The 22,977-nt window shown below is 35.0% G+C and carries 19 protein-coding genes and 1 tRNA gene; 14 read left to right on the top strand and 6 right to left on the bottom strand.

The window, feature by feature from the left end:
• The first annotated feature begins 40 nt into the window (after positions 1–40).
• The 5 genes from ACZ9HT_RS08045 (at position 41) to ACZ9HT_RS08065 (ending at position 4,862) form a co-directional block, all read left to right on the top strand.
• A complete protein-coding gene (locus ACZ9HT_RS08045; protein WP_476039958.1) occupies positions 41–964 on the top strand; it encodes a DUF6438 domain-containing protein in 924 nt (307 codons plus the stop codon).
• A gap of 116 nt (positions 965–1,080) precedes the next feature.
• A complete protein-coding gene (locus tag ACZ9HT_RS08050) occupies positions 1,081–2,220 on the top strand; it encodes an NAD(P)/FAD-dependent oxidoreductase (RefSeq protein ID WP_476039959.1) in 1,140 nt (379 codons plus the stop codon).
• Entirely contained in the window at positions 2,220–2,930 is a 711-nt protein-coding gene (locus ACZ9HT_RS08055; RefSeq protein ID WP_476039960.1) for a methyltransferase domain-containing protein, read from the top strand. Before ACZ9HT_RS08050 ends, ACZ9HT_RS08055 begins: the two co-directional genes overlap by 1 nt.
• An 88-nt stretch (positions 2,931–3,018) precedes the next feature.
• Entirely contained in the window at positions 3,019–4,071 is a 1,053-nt protein-coding gene (locus ACZ9HT_RS08060; protein ID WP_476039961.1) for a type III polyketide synthase, read from the top strand.
• The gene (locus ACZ9HT_RS08065) at positions 4,065–4,862 is read left to right on the top strand and encodes an SDR family oxidoreductase (RefSeq protein ID WP_476039962.1); all 798 of its coding nucleotides are present in this window, start codon (positions 4,065–4,067) and stop codon (positions 4,860–4,862) included. Before ACZ9HT_RS08060 ends, ACZ9HT_RS08065 begins: the two co-directional genes overlap by 7 nt.
• 92 nt (positions 4,863–4,954) lie before the next feature.
• Here ACZ9HT_RS08065 and ACZ9HT_RS08070 read toward each other — a convergent pair whose 3' ends face one another.
• The gene (locus ACZ9HT_RS08070) at positions 4,955–6,037 is read right to left on the bottom strand and encodes an alkene reductase (RefSeq protein WP_476039963.1); all 1,083 of its coding nucleotides are present in this window, start codon (positions 6,035–6,037) and stop codon (positions 4,955–4,957) included.
• A 242-nt stretch (positions 6,038–6,279) separates the two neighbouring features.
• On the opposite strand from ACZ9HT_RS08070, the gene ACZ9HT_RS08075 reads away from it, so the two are divergent.
• The 4 genes from ACZ9HT_RS08075 to fsa all read left to right on the top strand — a co-directional run bounded on the left by ACZ9HT_RS08075 (position 6,280) and on the right by fsa (position 9,237).
• Positions 6,280–6,714 (top strand): 3-hydroxyacyl-ACP dehydratase FabZ family protein, encoded by a 435-nt coding sequence (locus tag ACZ9HT_RS08075; protein WP_476039964.1) that lies wholly within the window; start codon positions 6,280–6,282, stop codon positions 6,712–6,714.
• A 1-nt stretch (position 6,715) separates the two neighbouring features.
• The gene (locus ACZ9HT_RS08080; RefSeq protein ID WP_476039965.1) at positions 6,716–7,987 is read left to right on the top strand and encodes a beta-ketoacyl-[acyl-carrier-protein] synthase family protein; all 1,272 of its coding nucleotides are present in this window, start codon (positions 6,716–6,718) and stop codon (positions 7,985–7,987) included.
• Between the two features lie 18 nt (positions 7,988–8,005).
• On the top strand, positions 8,006–8,260 hold the full coding sequence (locus ACZ9HT_RS08085) for an acyl carrier protein (RefSeq protein WP_476039966.1): 255 nt from the start codon (positions 8,006–8,008) through the stop codon (positions 8,258–8,260).
• Between the two features lie 323 nt (positions 8,261–8,583).
• Positions 8,584–9,237, top strand: coding sequence for a fructose-6-phosphate aldolase (gene fsa / locus ACZ9HT_RS08090; RefSeq protein ID WP_476039967.1), 654 nt, complete (start codon positions 8,584–8,586; stop codon positions 9,235–9,237).
• Between the two features lie 105 nt (positions 9,238–9,342).
• Here fsa and ACZ9HT_RS08095 read toward each other — a convergent pair whose 3' ends face one another.
• Positions 9,343–10,764, bottom strand: a complete 1,422-nt coding sequence (locus ACZ9HT_RS08095; RefSeq protein ID WP_476039968.1) for a T9SS type A sorting domain-containing protein — start codon at positions 10,762–10,764, stop codon at positions 9,343–9,345.
• A gap of 349 nt (positions 10,765–11,113) precedes the next feature.
• On the opposite strand from ACZ9HT_RS08095, the gene ACZ9HT_RS08100 reads away from it, so the two are divergent.
• From ACZ9HT_RS08100 to ACZ9HT_RS08120, 5 genes are all read left to right on the top strand, one after another.
• On the top strand, positions 11,114–11,575 hold the full coding sequence (locus ACZ9HT_RS08100) for a redoxin domain-containing protein (RefSeq protein ID WP_476039969.1): 462 nt from the start codon (positions 11,114–11,116) through the stop codon (positions 11,573–11,575).
• A 1-nt stretch (position 11,576) separates the two neighbouring features.
• On the top strand, positions 11,577–12,089 hold the full coding sequence (locus ACZ9HT_RS08105) for a DsbA family protein (protein ID WP_476039970.1): 513 nt from the start codon (positions 11,577–11,579) through the stop codon (positions 12,087–12,089).
• Between the two features lie 294 nt (positions 12,090–12,383).
• Positions 12,384–13,016, top strand: coding sequence for an NAD(P)H-dependent oxidoreductase (locus ACZ9HT_RS08110; RefSeq protein WP_476039971.1), 633 nt, complete (start codon positions 12,384–12,386; stop codon positions 13,014–13,016).
• 28 nt (positions 13,017–13,044) lie between these two features.
• Complete coding sequence (locus ACZ9HT_RS08115) at positions 13,045–13,482, top strand: MarR family winged helix-turn-helix transcriptional regulator (RefSeq protein WP_476039972.1); 438 nt, start codon at positions 13,045–13,047, stop codon at positions 13,480–13,482.
• A 4-nt stretch (positions 13,483–13,486) separates the two neighbouring features.
• Complete coding sequence (locus ACZ9HT_RS08120) at positions 13,487–13,909, top strand: organic hydroperoxide resistance protein (protein ID WP_476039973.1); 423 nt, start codon at positions 13,487–13,489, stop codon at positions 13,907–13,909.
• A 202-nt stretch (positions 13,910–14,111) separates the two neighbouring features.
• Here ACZ9HT_RS08120 and ACZ9HT_RS08125 read toward each other — a convergent pair.
• The 4 genes from ACZ9HT_RS08125 to ACZ9HT_RS08140 all read right to left on the bottom strand — a co-directional run bounded on the left by ACZ9HT_RS08125 (position 14,112) and on the right by ACZ9HT_RS08140 (position 22,900).
• Positions 14,112–14,185, bottom strand: a tRNA-Arg gene (locus ACZ9HT_RS08125).
• A gap of 75 nt (positions 14,186–14,260) precedes the next feature.
• Positions 14,261–16,057 carry a TonB-dependent receptor gene (locus ACZ9HT_RS08130; protein WP_476039974.1) on the bottom strand — a complete coding sequence of 599 codons (1,797 nt, stop codon included), beginning with the start codon at positions 16,055–16,057 and terminating at the stop codon, positions 14,261–14,263.
• Positions 16,058–16,155: 98 nt separating this feature from the next.
• Complete coding sequence (locus ACZ9HT_RS08135) at positions 16,156–19,119, bottom strand: tetratricopeptide repeat protein (protein WP_476039975.1); 2,964 nt, start codon at positions 19,117–19,119, stop codon at positions 16,156–16,158.
• Positions 19,120–19,339: 220 nt separating this feature from the next.
• Entirely contained in the window at positions 19,340–22,900 is a 3,561-nt protein-coding gene (locus tag ACZ9HT_RS08140) for a T9SS type B sorting domain-containing protein (RefSeq protein WP_476039976.1), read from the bottom strand.
• Positions 22,901–22,977: the final 77 nt, after the last annotated feature.

The raw sequence follows: 22,977 nt of genomic DNA on the forward strand, positions 1-22,977 counted from the left end.
TTGTGATAAATTGTATCTTTCCGTATATGAAATTTAAAAGATGAAATATATTTTTCTATTTTTTGGTATATTACTAATTGTATCGTGCGGGAAAAAAGATCTTACTGATAAGGAAATATTAGAAATCATTCATGCGGATGATAATTACCACGCTCTTCAATTACGATCTAATTTTTTATATGGTGAAAATTTCATTGACTCTATAAAATCTTTCAGAAAAATAATTGAGAATGAAAATCTAAAACGTATTTTTAAAGGGGATCTGAATGGTGACGAAAAACAGGATTATTTAGTCAACTTAGAATATCAAAAAGAAAGTTTGAATCAAGTAATTGTAAAACCTTTCTTTGATGAAGACTCGAAAAATTGTGTAATTTTATTAAGCACTTCGACTGGCTATAAAATTTTAAATGCAGGTAAGAAGAGAGTTTACGATATCTATGCTGCCAAAATTATAAATTACAAAGGTCAGAATTTGATTAAGGTGTTAAATTTCAAACCAAGATTTGATGACTTAAATAATATCCTGAAGTTTGATGCCTTGATGGTTAGAAATAATCAACTTACAGAATTTGTAAATGAAAGAAGTAACAATATTATTTCAGAAATTATATTCACCCAGTTTGGAGGTTATGCACCTGGAGTTTCCTACACGTTGACTTTACAAAAAGATTCGATCATTTTAAATTCAAAATTTTACAAAAAATTAGAAGGTAATTTCTTCGGAAATAATAAACACGATTTTCAAAATCTAGCATTGTATCTTAATAAGATTGATTTTAAAAATTTAAAAGACAAATATTTCATTGACTGTTATGACTGTTCTGCAATTGAAACAAAGATAATATATGACAACGGAAAAATAAAAATGATCTATGATTATGGCGAGAAAGGTTCTCTTGGTCTATTAAAGTTTTATGATTCGATTCACGCTATATTGGAAAAGCAGAAATGGCTTAAATAGAATAAAAAATTTTATACTCTTTCTAAAAAGGTTTATTTTAACTACCAAAACTTTTGTGACTTTGTAATTAATAGTAAACTATCATGATTCAAAAATAACTACATTTAAATAAAAAATTGAAGAATTCAAATTGCGATACCGAAGTCATCATCATTGGCGGAGGTTTAGCAGGTTTAACAAGCGCGATACACCTCACGAAAATGGGTCGTAAAGTCATTGTTATCGAGAAGAATTCTTATCCAAAACATAAAGTCTGCGGCGAATATATTTCCAACGAAGTCCTTCCCTATTTTGATTGGTTGCATGTGGACATCGAATCTTTAAATCCAACGCACATTTCTACACTGCAATTTTCCTCCGAGTCTGGACGGAAAATCGAAACTAAACTTCCGTTGGGTGGTTTTGGAATTAGCAGATTTACTTTAGATGAATTTTTGTACCAAAAAGCCTTATCTCAAAATTGCGAAATCATCGAAGATCAAGTAAATGAAGTTATTTTTAAGGATGATTTCTTTGAAATTCATTTGGCGTCAGGAAAAACTTTGACTTCGAAAGTAGTTTTGGGAGGATTTGGAAAAAGATCCAATTTAGATGTTAAAATGAAGCGAAATTTTCTTGAGAAAAAATCTCCGTGGTTGGCGGTGAAATCCCATTATGAAGGAGAATTTGAAAATGATGTGGTTGGTTTGCATAATTTTAGAGGCGGTTATTGTGGCGTTTCAAAAGTCGAAAACAATTTGCTCAACATCTGTTATTTAACGAATTTTAAATCGTTTAAGAAATACAAAAATATTGAAGAATTTCAAGAAAAAATAGTTTCGCAAAATCCACATTTAAAAAATATTCTAGAAAATTCTAGTTCTGTATTTGAGAAACCTTTGACCATCAGTCAGATTTGTTTTGAGAAGAAAAAAAATGTAGAAAACCATATTTTAATGATGGGCGACACTGCCGGATTAATTCATCCTTTATGTGGAAACGGAATGGCAATGGCGATTCACAGCGCTAAACTAGCTTCGGAACAAACCTTAGATTTTTTATCCAATAAAATTTCACGGGAACAAATGGAAAAAAATTATTCTTTGAAATGGAATAAAAATTTCAAAAAAAGATTACGGTATGGCCGAATTTTAGGTAGTACTTTTGAACATTCAAAACTTTCAGAAATTTTGACCACTTTAATTACTTACGTTCCCTTTCTGCTCCCTTTAATTATAAGAAAAACCCATGGTAAGGAAATTACCATCAATCAATAATGGCTTTAGAAACAACTTACAGAACAGATTTAGAAGAATCAATGGATGATTTTTCGATGGATAACGAAGGATTGGTAACTGCCCTAGACGATATTGCGCGAATAAATCAATTGCTTGGTGGAAATTCAGTGACTTTAGATGGCGTCAAAACCTTAATTAAAGATTTTCCGAAAGATAAATTAGTGACGATCATCGATTTTGGATGCGGTGGCGGCGATATGCTTCGAATGCTTTCTAAATATGGAACAAATAATAATTTAAATTTCAAATTAATTGGAATTGATGCTAATGAAGCTACGATTCGACACGCAGAAAAATGTTCTGCAGAATTTGAAAATATTTCCTACCTGGCAGAAGATATATTTTTATACGATTTTTCAAAAATTAGTATAGATATCGCCCTAATTACGCTTACTTTACATCACTTTAAAAATGACGGGATCATCAACATAATGAAAGTTATTTATGGTCTTGTTACCAAAGGAGTTGTGGTGAACGATCTGCAAAGAAGCAAAATTGCTTACCGACTTTTCCAGGTAATAATTTTTATTTTTAGGTTAGAAAAAATGACCGCGCATGACGGTCTAATTTCCATTTTGCGAGGTTTTAAGAGAGAAGATCTGAAGAGATTTTCCAAAGATTTAGGATTTAAAAAATTCAGCATTAGCTGGAAGTGGGCCTTCCGATACCAATGGATCATCGAAAAATAAAGATCGACAAAAAGATAATTTTAAAACCACATAGTCACAAAGATCATTGCGAAAATCTTGTGATTTCGTGGTTAAACATATTTAATTAATGAGTGTAAAAATAGTTACCGTTGCTAAGCAACTGCCCAAATATTCCCGAAAAACTTCAGAAGTTCTACCTTTTTTAGATCAATGGTTGGTTGATCAAGACAGCCGATTTGTCCGAAAAGTCAAAAAGATTTTTGAAGGTGCCGCGGTTGACGAAAGATATTCCATTATGGATCCAATTGAAGTTTTCACTGCAACATCGTTCGAAGATAAAAATGATATTTACGCCCGTGAAGTCGTTTTATTAGGCGAACAGGTTTTGGATAAATCTTTGAAAAAAGCCAATTGGGATCCGCAATCCTTAGATTATATTATCACCGTAAGTTGCACTGGGATTATGATTCCGTCGCTTGATGCTTATTTGATCAATAAATTAAATTTACGGCAAGACATCGTTAGATTACCAGTGACCGAAATGGGTTGCGCAGCCGGAGTTTCCGGAATTATTTATGCCAAGAACTTTCTTCAGGCAAATCCAGGAAAGCGTGCTGCAGTAATCGCAGTTGAAAGTCCGACCGCTACTTTTCAGTTAGAGGATTTCTCCATGGCAAATATTGTAAGCGCTGCAATCTTTGGCGACGGCGCTGCGTGTGTCCTTTTATCATCAGAAGAAAATGCAGAAGGTCCAAAAATCTTGGCGGAAGAAATGTATCATTTTTATGATAACGAACACATGATGGGTTTCAAATTAACGAACTCTGGGTTGCAAATGATTTTAGATATTGAAGTTCCAGATACGATTGGAGAACATTTTCCAAATATAATCCATCCGTTTTTAGCCAAACAAAATTTAGAAATTAAAGATGTAGATTATCTTATTTTTCATCCAGGTGGAAAAAAAATTGTTCAAATGGTAGAAGGTTTGTTTTCAGAATTGGGAAAGAATATTGATACAACGAAAGAAATTTTAAGATTGTACGGAAACATGTCGAGTGCGACCGTTCTTTACGTTTTAGAAGAAATCATGGATCAAAAACCGCAGAAAGGCGAGAAGGGCTTAATGCTAAGTTTCGGACCGGGATTTTCTGCACAACGGGTTTTATTGCAATGGTAAGAAGATTTGACAATACAAATTATTGGGCAGTCATTCTGGGCGGAAGTTCAGGATTAGGATTGGCTTCTGCAAAAAAATTAGCAAGTGAAGGAATGAATATTTTCATTATTCACCGAAACTCACGTGCTGAAATGGAATCGATTAACCAGGAATTTTCCTTTATTAAAAATGAAAAGATCCAATATTTAACTTTAAATATTAATATCTTAAATCCTATCATACAGCAAGATATAATATCACAACTAAAAAACACTTTAGGTCCAGACGGAAAGGTTCGGTGTCTCTTACACAGCATTGCTAAAGGAAATTTAAAACCAATGATCGGGAATGAAAACGAAAGTTTATCGACCGATGATTTCGCGATCACTCTCCAAGCGATGGCGACAAGTTTATACGATTGGACGAAGCTAATTCACAATGAAAATCTGTTTGCTGACGATGCAAGAATTCTAGCTTTTACCAGTGAAGGAAGTTCAAAACCCATCAATAACTACGGCGCAGTTTCCGCTGCAAAAGCTGCTTTGGAAGCAATTTCCAGAAACATTGCTTTGGAATTTGCATCATTTGGTTTACGATCAAATTGTATTCAAGCCGGCGTGACTGATACTCGGTCTCTACAAATGATTCCGGGAAGTGACGAAATAAAAGAACACACCAAAAAACGTAATCCATTTAAGAGATTAACCACGCCGGAAGATGTGGCAAATGTGGTCAGTTTGCTTTGCCAGGATGAAGCTGCTTGGATCAATGGTTGCGTTGTACCTGTTGATGGCGGCGAACATTTGAGTTAAAGTATTAAAAAAAGATCAGCGCTATGAACTGATCTTCTACTACTTTCGAAAAACTTTAATGTATTCTAAAAACTTCTATAGTTTGTCTTTGACTATTTTAAAGTATGATAATCAATATATCCTTTTGATCCGGGAGTATAGAAAGTATCTTTATCAAACTCGTTCAAAGGCGCATCAACTGCAAAACGCTGTACGAGATCCGGATTTCCAATAAATGGAATTCCAAATGAAACCAGATCTGCAAGATCATCCTCCAGTGCTTTATTGGCAGTTTCTTTTGTAAATCCACCGTTGATCATAAATGTTCCTTTATAAATCTTGCGGTAATGTTCCGCAGTTTCCAGAACAGTTTTCAAAGGATCATCGTCTTTCCCTGCAAATCCACTGAAGTGCAGATAAGACAAATCGTACTCATTTAATTTACTAACCAAATATTCGAACATTTCTGTCGTTTCATCATCTCTCTTCATTCCGAAAAGACCGTCGCAATCGGGGGAGAGCCGCAAACCAATTTTAGAAAAGGGAACTTTTTCTCCAACTGCATCTAAAACTTCGAATAAAAACCGACCTCTATTTTCAATTGATCCGCCGTAACTGTCTTCTCTTTTGTTGGAAGTCAATGCAAAAAACTGCTGAAACAAATAACCGTTTGCACCGTGAATTTCTACCCCGTCAAAACCTGCTTTAATTGCATTTTCTGCAGCATTAACAAAGTCTTTTACGGTTTGCTTGATATCTTCAGTGGTCATTTCCTTTGGCGTAACCGTATCTTTAAATCCGTTATAAGTGAACGATTGTGTATCCGGATTTACTGCAGACGGCGCTAAAGGAAGTTTTCCATCGTGAAAATCTGGATGTGAAACGCGGCCAACGTGCCACAGTTGAGCGAAAATTTTCCCACCATTTACATGCACGGCGGTAGTTACATTTTTCCATGATTCTGTTTGATTTTCGGTATAAAGACCTGGAACGTTGATGTATCCAACCGAATTTTTACTCACATTTACGCCTTCGGTTATGATCAAACCTGCAGTTGCTCTTTGTGCATAATAGTTTTGTATCAGGTCATTTGCAAGGTTTTCTTCATTATCTGCGCGACTTCTCGTCATTGGCGCCATCACAATTCTGTTTTCTAACTTTAAATTTTTTGATGTGTATTTTTCTAAGAGTTTCATTTAATTATTTTTTGTGATTGCAAAACTACCAACAATCCGGCCACAGTCTTCCTGACCTATGGTAAGATTTTGTTAAATTTATCGCGCATTTATTCTATTCGTTACTTTTACGTTTATCATGGGTTATAAATTCTCAATTTGAAACCATTTAAATATTAAGATGTGAATCTTTAAAATAATTAATTCAACCAAAGCTAGATTATCTATTTTTTTCGCATCTTCACGTACACGAATTTTTTAAAATGAAATCAGAAGAAATTGTAGATAAATTACCTTATTCAAAACCGTTTCTATTTGTTGATGAACTATTATCTGTTGATGAAAATGGCGCAAAGGGAGTTTTTACTTTTGATGAAAATTTAGATTTCTACAAAGGTCATTTTAAAGATCATCCAGTAACTCCGGGCGTTATTTTAACGGAAACTATGGCGCAAATCGGACTGGTTTGTTTAGGGATTTTTCTGGTTGGAAATGATCTGGATTCAGAAAGCCAAATTGGATTAACATCAACCGATATTGAATTTTTAAAACCCGTTTTTCCGGGTGAAAAAGTAACTGTGATTTCAGAAAAAATATACTTTAGATTTAATAAATTAAAATGCAAAGTCAAAATGCTGAATGAACAATCCGAAATCGTTTGTGAAGGAATGATTGCCGGCATTATCAAAGTGAATTAATATGGAAAGAAGAGTTGTCATCACAGGATTAGGAGTCGTCGCACCAAATGGTGTTGGACTGGATAATTTCAGATCTGCTTTAAAAAATGGACATTCCGGAATCCAGTTTGATCAACAGCTAGCCGACTTGCAATTCTCCTGTCAGGTTTCCGGAACTCCGCCTGTTGATAAAGATAATCTCAATCAATATTTTACGGATTTAGAAATGCGGAATTTCAATTCGACCGGAATCATGTTTGGTGTTATTGCAGGTTTAGATGCCTGGAAAGATGCCGGTCTAGAACCGTCAGAAGACGAAAATCCAGATTGGGAAAGCGGAACAATTTTCGGTGCTGGAACATCTGGAATTGAAAAATTTCGCGAAAGTATTTACAAAATCGACGCGCTGCAAACCAGAAAATTAGGAAGTACCGCCGTTTCTCAAACAATGAACAGTGGAATTAGCGCTTATTTGGGTGGAAAATTAGGTTTTGGAAATCAAGTCACCACCAATTCTTCTGCCTGTACAACCGGAACAGAAAGTATTTTAATGGCTTTTGACCGTATAAAAGCAGGAAAAGCAAAACGTATTTTAGCCGGAAGCACGAGTGATTCAGGCCCTTACATTTGGGCAGGTTTTGATGCAATAAAAGTTTGTAATTTTAAATCAAATGATGATCCCGAAGTTGCTTCCCGTCCGATGAGCGCTTCAGCAGCTGGTTTCGTTCCTGGAAGTGGCGCCGGAGCTTTGGTTATCGAAGATCTGGAATCTGCTTTAGCACGAAATGCGAAAATATATTGTGAAATTCTCGGTGGAAATCTCAACAGCGGCGGTCAACGTGGCGGCGGAAGTATGACTGCTCCAAACTCCACAGCGGTTCAAAAATGTGTGAAAGATGCCATTATCGATGCTGGAATTCAGGCAAACGACATCGATTACATTAGCGGACATTTAACCGCAACATCGAAAGACAGCACAGAAATTAAAAATTTAGCAGAAGCTTTAAATCGTTTCGGAAAATATTTCCCTTACATCAATTCTTTGAAATCTTTAACAGGCCATTGTCTTTCTGCGGCGGCAAGTATTGAATGTGTGGCGACGGTTTTGCAACTGTCTGAAAATTTTGTTGCACCCAATATTAATTGTGAAGATTTAAATCCAGAAATATCGGCAATCATCGATTTAGAATGCATTCCGCAACAGTTAATTGATAAGGAAATTAATATTGCGGCAAAAGTGAGTTTTGGTTTTGGCGACGTGAACGGATGTATTATCTTTAAAAAATATTCTTAATAAAAATTAATTCTCAATATGAACAAGGAAGAGGCTATTCAGAAACTGAAAGAAATTGTAAAACCTTATGTGAAGGATGAATCAGCATTGCAAAACATTAATGAAAACACAGACTTCATCAATGATTTAAATATTAATTCTGCTAATTTAGTTGATGTTATTTTAGATGTTGAAGAAGTTTTTGATATTGAGATCGATGCGGATTCTATGGAGAAAATGCGTGATGTGAAATCTGCGTTGGCTGTGATTGAGGAGAAACTTGGTGTGAAATAATTGATAAACAATTTCATTTTTAATTCTTCTTAAACTCAAATGGCACAAATAATTTCACGAATAACACGATTTGAATAAGAAATTCACCATTAAAATTATGTTTAAGAAACTCAGATGATTGGGTTATCTTCGGAAATTATTCATTTGCTTATGAGTACTTTTGGAAATAAGAAGAATTGAACTTATCATCAAAACGGCCTATGTGACTTATGAATTCAACATCTAAAAACTATTCGCCTTTTCTGAATGAAGTTTCTTTTTAAGATTGAAATCATTTTCTAATTGCACCCGAAAATATTACCTTTGCAAAAACAAAAAGTAATATGAAATTTTTTATCGACACTGCCAATCTTGCGCAAATTAAAGAAGCACAGGATTTAGGAATTTTAGATGGAGTTACCACCAATCCATCATTAATGGCGAAAGAAGGAATCAGCGGAAAAGAAGCTGTGATGAACCATTACAAAACCATTTGCGAAATTGTTGACGGAGATATCTCTGCAGAAGTTTTGAGCACGACTTATGAAGAAATGATTAAGGAAGGCGACGAATTAGCAGCAATTCACCCAAATATCGTCGTTAAAATTCCAATGATCAAAGACGGTATCAAAGCTTTAAAATATTTTTCAAACAAAGGAATTAAAACCAACTGTACTTTGATTTTCTCTGCCGGACAAGCTTTATTAGCTGCAAAAGCGGGAGCGAATTACGTTTCTCCTTTCTTGGGAAGATTAGATGATATTTCAGTAGATGGAATGAATCTAATTGAAGAGATCAGAATTATTTTTGATAATTATATGTTCGATACAGAAATCCTGGCAGCCTCGATCCGTTCACCAATGCATATTATTAACTGTGCGAAAATTGGTGCTGATGTAGTGACTTCGCCTTTAGATTCAATTTTGAATTTATTAAATCATCCATTAACGGACAAAGGCTTAGCGCAGTTTGTAGCTGATGCGAAGAAAATGGGATAAATAATCACTTTGCAAAATATTAAAACCGTCTGAGTAATCAAACGGTTTTTTTGGGATGAAAATTAAATGGAGCTTAAATTAAAATCGCTATTAAAAAAGCAAATTCTAATTCTTAATTAATTTCTTAGAAAAGATTTCTCCGTTTTTCATATTGATCTTGATGATATAATTTCCTTTTAAAAGATTCGTCGCATTAATATTTTTGAAGTTGCTGGCTTCCGAAATTTTCCGGCCTTCCATATTATAAATCTCGAAACTTTCAGCATTGTCTGCATACTTAATATTTAAAAAATCTTTAACCGGATTTTCAATTTCAATTTTATTGAGCGTATTATTTGAGGTTGAAAGAAGTTCATTTACCATTATAAACTTTTCAATTTTTAGGCGATTCATATTTTGATTTTCATCTGGAAGAATAGAATTTACTAAAATATAATTTTCCTTCATTTCAATTTCTTGACCAGACTGAAGATCAAAATCCTCACTGTTGTTAATAGCAAGAGGATTTCCAGTTGATAAGAAAGCTTTTAATGATTTCTGATTTGATTTTTGAGATAAGATTAAAAATGCATTATTAGAAAATCCGCTATCTAAAAACTGTTCATCATCTTCAGAAGTCACAAAGCCATTCCCGTTGAAATCAAGATTTAATTCCTCATTCTTCATCACTACTAATCTACTAAAATCCGGAGTTGGGTAATTCTGATATTCAAAAATTGAATAAACAATTCCGTCAGTGGTCATACGCGTAGAAAGGTTGGTCTTATTCTGTAAATAAACTCCGTTAAGATGGTGACAAGACTTATTATTTAAATTTAATACGGTATTTGTTGTTAAAGAATTCAAGTCAAAAAACGAATATACGGAGGAAGAGAGAGAACTAACATCGCAGGTTGCTATTTTTCCGTTTGAAGACTGGCCCAGCGGAAAATGATAATCATAAATAATTTCACCATTATTACCAAAAGAGGTTTGTAGCTGACCGTTCGCCGTATACTTTTTAGGATTTGTAGAATTGGAATTGGTTATTACTAAACTTTGATCTGCAAGAACCAAAACACTTAAAGATTGTGGATTTGCACTTTCAGTCACTTCATTTAGGATTCCATTATTACCAAATGTTTGATCTAATGTTCCATTACTATTGTATCGCAATATTTTTGAATCTTCGTAAGTGTTAAGATCTGTGGGTTTGGGTCCGAAATAAACAATGATCTTTTCACCTTGCAGAACCGCGTTTATAGCATTATTCTGCTCAAATTCTAATTTGCCATTAACGGCAAAGCTGGAATCTAGATTTCCGTTAGATTTCAATTTTAGAAGATAATCCTTCTCTGCACCATTAACGACATAGAGTATCGAACTATCCGATAAAATAAGCACGTTGCTGTTGAGAATTGTTTGGGTAGATGTAAGATTGGCCGTAAAGGCACCGTTATTTCCGAAAGAACTATCCTTAGCAATAGTAATCTGCGAAAATATCTGAATACCGCATAGGGCAATCAGAAAAAAATAGATTTTTTTCATTTCATTTGTGTGTACCCAAATATAAAAAATTTAAGCGAAACATTCCCATAAATAATTATGGCGCATTTTTTCGGTTGTTCAAGGGACTTAAAAATGCTTTTTCTGTAAAATCTGAAGAAATTTTGATATCGATTCGTTGTCATTAATAGTGATCGAGGAAACGAAATCAACGAAATGATGTGCGAATTATCAATTTATCAGACAGATCAATCTGATTTCTAAATGATTTTTTTGGAAGTTTCTATCTATTTATTTTGAAGATAATCTTAAAATCTATCGGTAAATTTAGTGATCACGGCTAAATTATTGCTTCTTTATTTGTACACTTAACTTTAAAATATAGACTAATATGTTAAAAGAAAAAGAGGTTGCACCCGATTTTACACTATTTGCAACGCCCGATCAAAAAATATCCTTATCAGAATTTAAAGGTAAAAATGTAATTCTTGCTTTTTATCCGGCAGACTGGAGTCCAGTTTGCAGTGATCAAATGGCATTATATAATGAAATGCTTAACTATTTTAAAAAATATGATGCAGAGATATTTGGAATATCTGTTGACAGCAAATGGAGTCATTTAGAATTTTCGAAAACAAGAAATTTACATTTTCCTTTATTAGCAGATTTTGAACCTAAGGGAGAAGTAGCCAAAAAGTACGGCGTTTACGATGAAGAAGAAGGACAATGCAACCGTGCGCTTTTTGTAATCAACAAAGAAGGGATTATCGAATGGAGTTATCTGTCTCCAACGGCGGTGAATCCTGGTGCAGACGGAATTTTAGAAGCATTAAAAAATCTTAAAACAAAATAATATGTCATTAAAAAAAGCGGTCAGCAGTTCTGACCATATCCAGGGAAATGACAATTCGGATCTAGAAATTGTAGAATATGCAGATTACCAATGTCCGGCTTGTGGCGCTGCTTATCCTGTTTTAAAGGAAATGATGAGGAAGTATGAAAATAATATAAAATTCGTTTTCAGAAATTTTCCTCTAGCAGAATCTCATCAATACGCACGTCCGGCGGCAATCGCAGCAGAAGCTGCTGCTTTGCAAAATAAATTCTGGGAAATGCACGATGCTATTTACGAAAACCAGCAAGATCTGAACGAAAACTTTTTGTTAGAGTTAGCAGGAAAATTAAATTTAGATGTCGACCAATTCAAAAATGATGTTCAAAAATCGGAATTAGCTGATAAAGTTGATGACGATTTCGAAAGCGGTATATTGAGCGGTGTCAACGGAACTCCGTCCTTTTTTGTAAATGGGAAAAAATTTGACGGTGGCGCAGAAGATCTGCTACAGTTGATCAGTGAAAATTCATAATAAGTTTTAGTCTTCATCTACCGATATATTTAGAATCTATAAACTCACAAGCCATCTTGAATGAATTCCAATGTAAAATCGGGAGAAACCGGAAGGCGGGAATAGCTGCTAAACGCTTTCAGCTGCTCATGAATTACTCATTAAATCGACGATCGAATTCTTCAAACCGTCTGAGAAATCAGATGGTTTTTTTTGAATCAATTAAATAAATAATATTTTTAGCAATTAAATTGCGCACAATATAACTGTTTCCTATATTTGCACTTCAAAATAGAATCAACACAAATTAAATATATGTCATTAATAGAAGATTTAAAATGGAGACACGCAGTAAAAGCGTACGACTCATCGAAAAAAGTATCTCAAGAGGATTTAACCAAGATTTTAGAAGTTGCCAGACTGGCGCCAACTTCTTCAGGATTGCAACCCTTCCGAGTGATCGTAGTAGAAAATCAGGAATTAAAAGAAAAAATGGTTCAGGGCGCATTGAACCCGGAAGTGATGAAAGACTGTTCACAGGTTTTGGTATTTGCAGCCTGGGATAGTTATTCAGACGCAAAAATCGACAAAGTTTACGATCATCACACCGATGTAAGAGATTTACCCAGAGGAAGATTCGGAAGTTATACCGATCAAATCAAAGAATTATACAACGGTCAAACCAAAGAGGAGCATTTTGCACACACTGCAAGACAAACCTACATCGCTTTAGGTTTAGCGATGGCGCAAGCCGCAGAATTAAAGATCGACAGTACTCCTGCAGAAGGTTTCAGCAACCAGATCGTAGATGAAATGTTGGGTTTAAAAGAATTGGGATTAAGAAGTGTAAGCCTACTCTACCTCGGTTACAGAGATGCCGAAAAAGATTATTTATCTCATATGAAAAAGGTGAGAATTCCAATGGAGGAATTTATCATCCGAAAATAATTGAGTTACTTAATTTTATAAATTTTGAATGATGGAAAATCAAGATACCCCAAAATTAAGCGAGCAATTGTGCTTTCCGTTTTATGTTATCGCTAAAGAAATTACTGGCTTGTATAGACCTTTTCTGGAGGAACTGGACATAACTTACTCCCAGTATTTAGTCATGATGGTACTTTGGGAATATGAGCGATTAACCGTAAAGCAAATCGGCGAAAAATTATATTTAGACAGTGGAACTTTGACGCCTTTGCTGAAAAGACTCGAAGCAAAATCATATATCATTCGGCACCGGAAGAAGGAAGATGAACGCGTGGTGGAAGTATTTCTGACAGAAGAAGGAAACCAACTTCAGAAAAAAGCATGTATCATCCCGGGAAAAATGCAGGAAAAACTTAACATAACGGAAGCTGATATTTTAGAAATGAAAGGAACAGTAACCAAATTGATGCAATTAATAGAAAAATAATAAAATGAAAACATTATACACAACAAGCGTTACCGCAACTGGCGGACGTGATGGAAAAGTTAAAAGTGAAAACGGAATTTTAGATTTAGAGGTTAAAACTCCGAAAGCGTTAGGCGGTGCAAGCGATGACTTTGCGAACCCGGAAATGCTTTTTGCTGCTGGATATTCAGCTTGTTTTGACAGTGCGTTAAACCTGATGATCAAAAGATCTAAAGTAGAAACCGGCGAAACTACGGTAAAAGCAAAAGTGAGCATCGGACAGATTGATAACGGAGGTTTTGGCTTAGCGGTAGAACTGGATGTAAATGTGCCCGGAGTTTCTTTGGAAGAAGCTCAGAAACTGACAGATCAGGCGCATCAGGTTTGTCCATACTCGAACGCAACCAGAAATAATATTGAAGTCAAACTTATGGTGACCAATAATTAATTCTCTTCGGTCGAATTTATATAGAAACACATCAATATATATAGAAGATTGAATCGATTAGAAGATTTGATCCAGATTTAAAACGGCAAGCTTATTTAAGTTTTGCCGTTTTTTACTTTAAAATTTTGCTTTAACAATATGAATTGTTTGATAGTAAATTAAATAGAAAAAAGGATAAAAAATTAATTTTATCCTTTTGTTGTGACCGCGGCAGGGTTCGAACCTGCAACCATCAGAGCCGAAATCTGATATTCTATCCAGTTGAACTACGCAGCCATTTCTTTATGAGTAATTGGCGATAAGTAATGAGCAATTTATGATTACTCATTATTTATTACTCATTGCTTATAACTAGAAAGTAATTTTCACACCGCCCAAAATCTGCGCTCCCAAAACTTTGTAACCTTTGTAAGTTTGATACTGGGTGTTGAGTAAATTATTTCCGAGTGCAAAAATACTGAAATTTTTGTGAACTTTGTACTCTGCAGACAAATTTAAATCAGCAAATCCTCCAACTTTATCATTTCTGTCTTCTGATGAAGTAAAAACGTCCGGATTTATACCGCCATTATCAAACTGAAAAGAGTTCGTGGTTTGATCCGTCGCAAAAATTGCCTTCGCTCCTAAGTTTAATTTTTTATCTAACATCGAATATTTTGCGCCTAAACTGGCTTTCACCAAAGGCTTGTAGTAAATATTTTCATAATTATCCAGAATATATTTCTCGAAATTAAGTTCACCATCTAAAGCCAGATTTGCCAAAGGAAAATATTGAACGCTGGCTTTTGCTTCACTTATTGATCCATTGTCGTACACCGAGAAAAAAGTATTAGCAAAATCATACGATGGTCGGTTATAATCAACCGTTTTATTGAATAAATCACTGGCTCGGAAGAATAAAATATCATTTACTTTCCCAAATCCTGCGCTAAAATCGTACTTAATGTTTTGATCGATGTCACCTCGCAATCCAAAATAGAATTTATACTTTGTTTCTGTAGGACGCAATTCCTGATCTGAAACCAGATATGGATTTTCCTCCAGCAAATTTGCGTAAGTATTCAATTTTAAACCACCCGTAATTCCCGCATAAAACTTAAATTCATCGGCTGCCGCAAACTGTAATTCCGCTTTTGGAAACCAGTACGTTTTGTTCCATTTATCCTCCTGTGCAAATGTAAAATCATCTCCTCTCCACAAACTCGCGGTTTTCCCGTTAAGAAAAGAAAAATCGGAACCGATCATTAAGTAAGATTTCCCTTTAAAGAAAGTCATTTTCGGCGATAAAGTTCCGTTCAAATATTGAGAAGAATTTTCATTGAGCAATTTAAAATCCGTTTTCACAGTTTCTAAATTAAGCCCTAAATCAGCATTAAAATTCACATCATCAAAACTCGGCAACGCTACTCCATGCTTGGATAAATTGACTAAAATTTCTGCCTGATCTTCTTTCGCACCAAAATGATCACTTAAAAAAGATGATTTCACACGAACATCATTTAAGATATCATTCGAATAAAAATCATAGTATCCGTTTACTTTCATGCGGTCCGTCTTCTGCTTTAGATCGACATTATTTGAAGCCGGCGTTAAAGCATAAATTCCGTAATAATTATAATCGTTTAAACCGTAATCCGCGTTGATACTGAATTTCCCCTTTTCTCCGTAAGAATTTAAATACACTCCAGCGTTCCCGGAATTTTGTTTAGAATTCCAGTCATAAACTTTTCGCAAACCATTTGTAGAAAGGAAATGTACATCGCCGCCTACTTCCATTCCGTTTTCTAATTTGGTAGAAATATTTCCGTCGGCAAGAATTTTACCGTAATTCCCCATTCCGATCTGGAAATAATTATTCTGATGATCCGCATCAAACTTCGGCGAAATATCTTCTCCTTGAATTAACGAAGTTTTAAAATCTGAAGATGCCGGAACATTCGTAATATCGTAAGTCGGCGGATTTGCAGATTTTTCTTCAGGCGGATAGTTCTTTTCTGCTTCGATGGAAGTTTTCTTCTTCTCGATTTTCTTCACTTCCGGTTCACGCTTTCGATCCAGAATCAATTTTTCTTCTTTGATCTGAGAAAAAACTGCGGTTGAGCCAAATAGTAAACCGATAAAAAATATATGTTGAATGGTCTTATTCATTTATTCTTGTATTAATTTGAAAAGTCTGATGTACAATGTATTTTAAATTTGTTAAAGATACTTTGCATGCTGTCGTTTGGACAAGTCTCGACTTGTCCCTACTTTTTAATTTGCTTTTTTAAATCTTTAGCTTCTGAAACAATTTCCGGGAAATCACCGTAATTAGCGATGATCTGATCAGCCGTGTAACTTGCCTGATAATTATCTTTCAATCCAATATAATTTCTCACCATTAAGACTAAAGATTTTGCACCCCAATATTCTTCGGATGCATAATTATTAGCCAGTTTAAAAATGGTTTCGTTAGAAGATTTAAAGGCTTTTCCTTTGTTTTGATAAAAGGCTTTTGCATATAAAGCTTCGGCCGCAACTTCGGTATTTGAAGATTTTTCTAAAGTTGTGTACGCAGTTTTCGCCTCGTTGTCTTTTCCATTGTTCATCAAGCTTCTGGCTTTGATGACTTTCGCCAGTTCATTTACCGAAGTTGAATTTTTAGGATTTTGTAAAACCAGATCAGCTAACATTTCTGCTTTTTGGAAATCTTTTTCGTCAGCGTAAATTTTCATTAATTCTACATTCGCGAAGTTTTTCACATTCACGTTCGTGGAGTTTGAAAGCGACACCAAATATTTTTTCGCTTCATTGGTGTTGTTCTGTGCTAAATAAATCTGAGCAATTCTGGTTTGCGCATCTTCTTGATAATCGTTTTGCACCTGAGCAACATCCTGTAAAACCAATAATGATTTCGTCGGATTATTGGTCTGAAAATAACTTTCGCCCAATTCATATTGCGCCTGATACAAACCTTCTCCGGTTGGATTCTGTGTTAAATATTTTTCAAAAAGAGGAATGGCATTTTTATAATCTTTACTTGCATAGAAAGTCTTCGCACTATTCAAATTAATTTCATCAATTTCGGAAGCATCGATTCTTACGCCTAAACTTTGAGCGAAATTCTGGTAACCCGAAACATCATTATTTTTAATAAAGATCGGTCTTGCCGCCTGAACAATTTTACTTGCAAACGCCGTATTTTTATATTGATTTCCAAGCGACTTTAATTCAGTTAAAGCGCTGGAATCTTCACCTTGATCGATGTAATTTTGAGCACGGTAAATCTGAGAATTTGCTACCAGATCTTTATCACTGCTTGTTTTGATGACTTGCGTAAAATAATCATTTGAGCTTTTGAAATCATCATTCGCCGCGTAAGCTGTTCCGATCTCATATTGTGCATCGTCGAAATATTCTGAATTTTTATATTGAGTCAGCAACTTCTTCAATTCCGTAATTTTCGCAACCGTATCACCTTTGAAGCCTAAAGCCATTGCTTTTTGGAACATGGTGTAATCATCAGCACTTTCTGATTTATCGTAAATGGCGATCGCTTCGTTCAGGTCATTATTCGCATAATAAGTATCTGCCAAACGAAGTTCTGCGTCGTTTTTAAATTCCGGTTTCGGATCTTTTAAATAAGCCATAAAATATTCTTTGGCTTTGTCGAATTTCTTTGATTTGAAATAAGCGTAACCCAGATCGTAATTCAGCTGTTGTTTCTCTAAAAAGTTTTCACTCTTCAATTTTTCAAAACGCGTAATTGCGGACGGGTAATTTGCTTTTTGATAATAGGTTTGCGCCAACCAATAGGTTGCTCTTGTATTAAATTCTTTATTGATATTGAATTCTAAACTTCTCAGAAAATATTTTTCAGCAACATCTAAATTTCCTTTATTGAATTCTTCAGTTCCAATTAAAAAAGAAACTTCCTGATCAACTTTATCGGTTTCTGGAGTGGAATTCGGCATCTTATCAATCGCCGCCAAAGTTCCTTTATAATCGCCCGAATACAAATACGATTTCACCAAAAGTGATTTCATTTCCTTCGTATCTGGACTGTTTGGATATTTAGAGATATAGCTTTGAATAACCGTTGAAGCAGATTCAAACGGATTCCCTAATTCATAACTCAACTTCGCATATTGTAAATGAGCGAGCTGCTGAACCTTCGGATCATACGTCATTTGATAAGCCGACCGAAACGCAGAAAGCGCTTCCTGTTTTTTACCAACTTCTAAATAAGCGTTTCCTAATTGATAGTAAGCGTTTTGAGATGTCGCAGAATTGCTGTTCAATAATTGATTGTAATAAGAAACTGCTTCGTCATATTTTTTTAAATGAGCGGAAACAAATCCCATTTCATATAAATCACTTTCCGACGGTGTTCCTTTGCTATCAAGATAAATTTTTAAATGTGGATAAGCCGAATTGTAATCGCCTTTCATGAAATAACTTTCACCGATCATTTTATGAACTTCGGCTTTATAATCTGTAGAAATATTTTCGTTGAGCAAAGCGTTTCCTTCTACAATCGCTTTGTCGTAATCTTTATCATTGAAATAGAGCTGCACATAATACGGTTTTACAACGCGTGCATATTTTTCATTATCTTTTATCTGATCGAAATAAGTGAAGGCTTTATCATTTTGTCCATCTGCGTAGTACAAATGTCCCAACATGTAGGCAATATCATTTTTATCAGAACCATCCGTCGTTTTATACGCTTCTTCTAAAGCATCGATCGCACCCTGAGAATCGCCGGTCATGAATTTCGCATAACCGAGTTTCATGATGTACTGCGTATTTTCTTCTTTTGAAAGTTGGTATTGATTCACGTTTTTTAAAGTCTCCAACGCTTTATCAAAATTCTTCTGCGCCAGATAGAAATCTGCCAAAGGTAAATTGGCCTGCGCAAAATACGCGGAGTTTGGATATTCTTTGATGAAGGCATCTAAACCCTGTTCTGCATGATTTTTTCGTAAAATAACGCCGATGACATTATCGAAAAACTGTGCTGCTTCTTTTTTTGAATTTGAAAGATTCTCGTTGTAGAAATACTGTCGCGCATATTCAAACTGAGAAGCATTATAAATTTTATTCTGGTAAAGATTTTCGGCGAGGTTGAAACGGTAGTTTTCGCGGTCGCTGAAATATTGAGATTGTTGTGCCTCGGATAAGCCGAAATAGAAGATCGCCGTTGCGATTAAGATTTTTTTTGAATTCATTTAATCCTGATTTTCGGAAAGTTTTAGAATTAACAGTATGGATAATCAAAGCTTTAAAAGCTAAGAATGATTTCCACATTTAATCAACGAAAATAAAGAAAAGTTATTGCTTACACAAGTTTATTTGATGGTTGTGGATATGTGGATAACTCTGATTCAGGTGCGAGATTCAAGTCACGAGTTACAAGATTCAAAATCCAAAATCAAAAATATTATCTCTCTAATTCCTGTTTTTCAACAAGATCCAGCCTTGTCGCTGCTCCGTTTTTTGCGTAACCGAATCATACCAGGAAACTAAATACCAATAAGAAGAAGTTGGTAATGGACGGCCATTCTGCTTACCGTCCCAATCCGTTTTCTTAGGATTTGTTGACTCGAAAACTTTAGTTCCAGCCCGGTTTACAATCACAAGCGAAACACGCTCCATTTTATCTAAATTTTCGATCTTCCAGACATCATTAATTCCATCTGAATTTGGGGTGAAGGCGTTGTTGATCTTAATAAAATAAACTGTTTTCGGCGGACCGAAACATCCTGTCGCCGACTCAACCTGAATTTCATAAGAAGAAGCCGTTGGATTTTGTAGAATATTAGAATTCTGTGGAATTCCATTAAAATAATACCTGTATGGTTTTACACCACCATTTGCAATGACTTCAATGGAAGTATTGGTTTGATTGATAACTTCGATTTTAGGTTGATTTTCATCAGAAATAATAAAAGAATGCGTGTAGAAACATCCATCAGCGTTAGTAAGTACAACGGAATAATTTCCAGCTTTCGTAAAATCAACGGTTTGCGTAGTTTCACCTGTACTCCATTTCCAGCTTACATTTTCAGGACCGGCATCAACGGTAATCGTTTCGCCGTAGCAGATAAAATATTTATCTAAAAGCGTCGAAGATTTTGAAGGAATATTGACTTTCAGGTTGATTTCTCCTGTTGACGGACAAAATCCAGGAAGTGTGATTCTGACATAAACTTTCTGCGCAAAAGCAGTTTCATTCGTGTAATTTGAAGTGATCAATTGAGTAAATCCTGCATCTTTAAAATATTCGAAGGTTGCCGCAGGATCTGCTGTAAAAGTCGTTTTTACATCATCCAAATTAAAAGAAATTTTACCGTCGAAATCGGTATCACATTTCTCCATATCTGCGGAAGTATTGAGCAAAACGGAATTTCCTCCTTTTGCAAAAGTTAGGGTTTGAACATCTGAAAGACATCCGGTAGTATTATCCTTAATTAAAAATCGTATTGTTTTCGGCAATATCGAAACATCAAAACTGTTTGGAAGTGGATTTCCTGCATCATCGGTAAATGTATAATTTGCCGGATTACTGATGACTGAATTCTGGAAATTCTGTAAGGAGTAATTCAATTCTGCACAAATTAAGATTTGCGCAGTTTTCGCAACTGGTTTCGGATTATAGGATAAATTGAAAGTAATAGTATCGCTACAGGTCGTGTTGTAAATCACTTTGATAGTAGGACTTACTCCAAAAGTATTTGCATCGTAATTACTGATTTGACTCGCCGTTAAAAAAGTTCCATTCGTTGAATAATACTCCAGTGTTACCGTTACTGGTGCAACTGCATCTGTTAATAAATTAAGATTTTGCGTTAAATTAAAAATAGAATTTCCGGCACAGTTTGCTTTACTAATGATACTATTGATCACATTAGGTTTGCTATAAACCAAAAGTGTGATCGTTGGATGATCCGGAGAAACGCAACCAGTTACATTATTAACAACACGAATGTACAAATTGGTAGAACCCGATCCACTTCTAAAATTATTATTTACTGCATTATTTCCGTTTTCTGCATCGGCAGGATTAGTGTGAAAAGTTACGGTAACATTAGGATCAGAATTAATTTCGGGAATTAAGGATGCCAGATTAAAAGTTTGCGTTGAACTTGCACATTGAGGGGCTAATTGCGTTATAGGAGCATTCGCCAGGACTTTAAAATCTTCTGTAAAAATAAGGGTAGAGATTGCGGAACATGTGGTATTGGCAGGATTCTTTGGAGTTATTTTTACCCAAATTTTTGAAAATTGTTTTGGATTGATCACCGAATTGGTGGAATAAGTCGTACCATTCGTGGAAAACTGATAATCAAAAATCGAAAAATTAACTCCCGCTAAATCCTGAAGATATTGTGAAACATCTACGGAAGTTTCTCCAAAACAAAATTTCTTTGGCAAATTATTGATCACCGTTGGAAGCGAATCAAAACGAATTGCAAAATTTTGATTGATCGAACAACCCGACGCTGGATCGTTTACAGAAATATTTATGTTTCGGATCGTATTTGCCGAAATAATAAAATTGGCAGGATCTGTAATTGCATTTCCACCCTCCGAAAAAATTAAACTGTAAGTAGATCCTTGCGGATAATAATCGTATAAATTAATTGTTCTGGATGCAGAAGCTGAATTATCACAATAATCAAAAGTGACATTATTCACATTAAATCCGGGGATTGTTGAATTTAAATTGACTGGAACAGCATCAGCATCTACGAAACAAACGGGCAAAGTTTTCCTGGAAGAGCGTACAAAATAACTACCGGTTTGATTGGCGTAAAAAGTATTTCCAGATCCTAAAACAGCTGTATTTCCCACACGAAACCATTGGAAATTAAGATCCGGATCATTTGGAACACTTAACGTCACTCCACTTACACAACCGCCGCCACTGTTTGAAGAAATAGTAGGTTTAGCAATGTTTTTAAAGGTAACCTGATCTGTAACCGCATTTCCACTTTGTACACCGCTGGAATCAAAATATCGGACTTCAACTTTAAGAATATCACCATTATTCGGTGCGAAGCCGGATAAAGTGTTCGTAGTTTCTCCTAACAAAGTTGCGTTTCGAAACCATTTAAATTGAGGGGTCAGATTTTCATTCGGTTTAAAAATCCAGGCGACTCCTTCATCTTTCCAAGGTCCGTTATTATAATCCGACGTCAGCGGACTGCTATGGGCAGGAACTTTAAACTTTGAAGCATCATCGTTTTGAATGCCTAAAATTGCGTTGTAGGTATTTTCCGTTTTATTGTTAACATACACGATAATTCTACCATCTTCTACCAATAGAATACTGCTGTTATAGCTAACGCTGGAAAAACCACCTGTTCCGTTCGTCCAAATTTGTTTTTGGTAGGAAATTAAAAGAGCATTAAATCCGCCAACAGTAACACTTTTATAAAGGTAAGTAATACTGTTATTTTGGGGGCGCGAGATCAAATCCGTGTAACCGAAAAAGATCTGCGCCAAATTAAGTTCCTGTGATGGATTACTTTTATACACTTTATTATAATCGGTTGAAGGTAATTTAGAATAGGTATTATAGTTTGCAACACCGCTAAAAGTACGGTCTTTATAAATATTGATATCGTTAAGATTATCTAACTCTGAGCTGTTTGTAAAAACCAACCTTCCATTACTTCCCGCGACTACCTTAGTGTATGTTTTACCATAAAAACTAAAATTAAAACCAATCGGAATGGCATTGCTAAATTTATTAGTGTCGGTAGCGGCAAAATTAATTGCAGTTCCACCTGGAGTAAGCGGATAGTTGGATGGCGGATCTTTAATGATTGCATAATCTCCGGTTGAAGAAGCTACAGCATCGACTTTTAAATTGAAAGTTTCTGTACCACAAAAATACAGTTGCGCTGGATAGGCAACATTATCTGCAGGATTAAAAAGATTTACCGATTGAGCAAATCCGGAAAGGAAGGAAAAGAGAAAAAGTAAAACAGAGAAATTCCGCATTCAATATAAATTTTTAGCAAAAATAAGCCATTATTTATAACCCGCATTACCTCTATTTTAGTATATCGATCCTAAAA

Source organism: Chryseobacterium sp. UYP7 (assembly GCF_056279225.1).